Source organism: Inquilinus limosus MP06, assembly GCF_000767795.1.
In the GTDB taxonomy this organism is placed as follows: domain Bacteria; phylum Pseudomonadota; class Alphaproteobacteria; order DSM-16000; family Inquilinaceae; genus Inquilinus; species Inquilinus limosus_E.
Genome location: NZ_JANX01000674.1, coordinates 1 through 2,980 on the forward strand (window position 1 = coordinate 1; position 2,980 = coordinate 2,980).

Consider the following 2,980-nt stretch of genomic DNA (forward strand, 5'->3'; position numbering starts at 1 on the left):
ACCCGGGCGCCGGCGATGCCCGCCCGCTCCAGCGCCAGCCCGATCTCCAGCGCGATCACGCTCATCGCCGGGCAGCCGGAATAGGTCGGGGTGATGGCCACCTCGACCCGACCGTCCTGCACCGTGACCTCGCGCAGCACGCCGAGATCGGCGATGGTCAGCACCGGCAGCTCCGGGTCGACCACGGCGGCCGCGGCCTCCCAGACGCGCCGGCGTAGCGTCAGCTCATTTTGAGTCCCCCCTCCCCTTGCGGGAGGGGGGCAGGGGGAGGGGGTTGTCTCAGGCAGAGCGGTCGGAGCGTCGAAGTGGGCCGGCTCGGAAGCCGATGGAGACTTGGACTCTTCGCGCGCGGACGCGCGCGGACCCTTCCCCCTACCCCCCTCCCGCAAGGGGAGGGGGGACTCAGAAGGGGCGGGAGAGGCTGGCGACCGGCTCACCACGTCGCCCCCGGATAGGTGCGCTGCAGGATCTGCAACTCGCTCAGCAGATGGCCGAGATGCTCGCTGTGCCTTCCGTCGCGGCCGCCGCGCTGCGACCAGCTGGCCGGCGGCACATCCAGGGTGGCCTCGGCCAGCACATCGGCCACGGTCCGCGCCCAGGTCTCGCGCAGGCTCTCGGGATCGACTGCGACGCCTTCAGCGATCAGCCCGCGCTCGGCCTCGTCCGGCAGGAAGACCTCGCCGGTGAAGGGCCACAGCTCCTCCACCGCCGCCCGGGCCCGGGCATGGCTCTCATCGGTGCCGTCGCCGAGGCGGATCACCCATTCCGCGCTGTGGCGCAGATGGTAGGCACTCTCCTTCTCCGACTTCGCGGCGATCGCTGCCAGGGTCGGGTCGGTGGAGGCGGTCATCGCCCGCCAATAGGGATCGGCGAAGGCCGAGTAGAAGAACTGGCGCACGATCGTGCGGGCGAAGTCGCCGTTCGGCTGCTCGACCAGCAGCAGGTTGCGGTATTGCCGCACGTCGCGCAGATAGGCGTAGCTGTCCTCGTCGTTGCCGGCGGCCTCGACTTCGGCGGCGTAGCCGTAGAGGGCGCGGGCCTGGCCGATCAGGTCGAGCCCGATATTGGCCAGGGCCATGTCCTCTTCCATCATCGGCGCGTGGCCGCACCATTCCGACAGGCGGTGGCCCAGGATCAGGGCGTCGTCGGCCCGCGCCAGGGCGTAGCGGACCAGCGGCGTCTCGGCGACGGTGATCATCACATATGCCCGATCTCTTCGGGCACGTCGTAGAAGGTCGGGTGGCGGTAGATCTTGCTGGCCGCCGGCTCGAACATCATGGCCTTGTCGGCGGGGTCCGACGCGGTGATGGCGTTGGACGGCACCACCCAGATCGACAGCCCCTCGCCGCGGCGGGTGTAGAGATCGCGCGCCGCCTGCAGCGCCATGGTCGGGTCGGCCGCGTGCAGCGATCCGACATGCTTGTGCGCCAGCCCGTTGCGGCTGCGGATGAAGACTTCCCAGAGCGGGAAATTCGGCGTGGTCATGGCGTGTCCTCCCGTCACGCGGCGGCGCGGGTGCGGCGCTTCCCGGCATAGGCGAGCGCGGCCTCGCGCACCCAGGCGCCGTCGTCATGAGCCTTGCGGCGCGCCGCCATCCGGTCGCGGTTGCAGGGGCCGTTGCCGGCCAGGACCTGCTTGAACTCGTCCCAGTCGATCGGCCCGTGCTCCCAATGCCCGGTCTCGGCGTTGAACCTCAGCTCCGGGTCGGGCGGGAACAGGCCGATGAACCGGGCCTGCGGCACGGTGGCGTCGATGAACTTCTGGCGCAGCTCGTCGTTGGAGAAGCGCTTGATCTTCCACTTCATCGAGGTGTCGCTGTGCTGGCTGGCCGTGTCGGGCGGGCCGAACATCATCAGGCAGGGCCACCACCAGCGGTCCAGTGCGTCCTGCGCCATCGCCTTCTGCTCCGGCGTGCCGCGGGCCAGGGTGACCATGATCTCGTAGCCCTGGCGCTGGTGGAAGCTCTCCTCCTTGCACACCCGGATCATGGCGCGGGCGTAGGGGCCGTAGGAGCAGCGGCACAGCGGGATCTGGTTCATGATCGCGGCGCCGTCGACCAGCCAGCCGATGGCGCCGATATCGGCCCAGCTCAGGGTCGGGTAGTTGAAGATCGAGGAGTATTTCGCGCGGCCGGTCAGGAGCTGGTCCACCAGCTCCTCCCGCGCCGTGCCCAGCGTCTCGGCCGCGGCATAGAGATAGAGGCCGTGGCCGCATTCGTCCTGCACCTTGGCCAGCAGCGCCGCCTTGCGCCGAAGAGTGGGAGCCCGGGTGATCCAGTTGCCCTCCGGCAACATGCCGACGATCTCGGAATGGGCGTGCTGGGAGATCTGGCGGGTCAGCGTCTTGCGATAGGCCTCCGGCATCCAGTCATTCGGCTCGATCCGGTCCTCGGCATCGATCCGCTCCTGGAAGCGGGCGGCAAGGGTGGTGTCCTCGACCGGCTTGGCGGCTTGATCGGTGGCGTTGAGGGCCTGCGTGTACATGGCGTCCGGCATCCTCCCTGACCTTGCTTGGAGCATATGTCACAGAAATATGTGTGGTCAATAATTTTGGTAACATATTGAGGCGCAGGCACCCTTGTCGTCATCGCGAGGAGCGAAGCGATCTGGCGATCCAGCGGCTCCATCCTCTGGATGGCCACGCCCCTTCGGGGCTCGCCATGACGGAGAAGGGAGGCGCTTTACCGGAACCGCTGCAGCAGCTCCGGGCCGGGCGGGGGCAGGGGGCCGGATTCGGCCTGGCCGTGGGCGTCGAGCCAGCGCTCGGAGACCGGCAGCAGCCGGTGGTAGAGATCGGCGCAGAGGGCGCGGGCGGCAGTGCCGGGCCAGTCCGGCGGCAGCAGATCGGCCGGCAGCACCGGGTCGCGCAGCACGATCCGGCGCCAGGCATGGATCAGCAGGATCCGGGCGATGAAGCTGTCCTGGTCGGAGAGATCGCCGCCCGCCGCCAGCGCCGCGCGTAGCGGCTCGAATTCCGCCAG

Annotated in this window: 5 protein-coding genes; all 5 read right to left on the reverse strand. The window is 69.4% G+C overall.

The window, feature by feature from the left end; all coding sequences use genetic code 11:
- Window positions 1-185 (reverse strand): iron-sulfur cluster assembly protein (locus P409_RS30615; protein ID WP_343285535.1); only part of this gene is annotated, 185 nt, incomplete at its 3' end.
- Window positions 186-433: 248 nt separating this feature from the next.
- Complete coding sequence (paaC, locus tag P409_RS30620; protein ID WP_034847361.1) at window positions 434-1,198, reverse strand: 1,2-phenylacetyl-CoA epoxidase subunit PaaC; 765 nt, start codon at window positions 1,196-1,198, stop codon at window positions 434-436.
- On the reverse strand, window positions 1,198-1,485 hold the full coding sequence (gene paaB, locus P409_RS30625; RefSeq protein ID WP_034847363.1) for a 1,2-phenylacetyl-CoA epoxidase subunit PaaB: 288 nt from the start codon (window positions 1,483-1,485) through the stop codon (window positions 1,198-1,200). The genes paaC and paaB overlap by 1 nt, the downstream gene beginning before the upstream one ends.
- Window positions 1,486-1,499: 14 nt before the next feature.
- Complete coding sequence (gene paaA, locus P409_RS30630; RefSeq protein WP_034847366.1) at window positions 1,500-2,483, reverse strand: 1,2-phenylacetyl-CoA epoxidase subunit PaaA; 984 nt, start codon at window positions 2,481-2,483, stop codon at window positions 1,500-1,502.
- 197 nt (window positions 2,484-2,680) lie between these two features.
- Window positions 2,681-2,980: PaaX family transcriptional regulator C-terminal domain-containing protein (locus tag P409_RS30635; RefSeq protein ID WP_034847369.1), on the reverse strand; the 300-nt coding region annotated here is incomplete at its 5' end.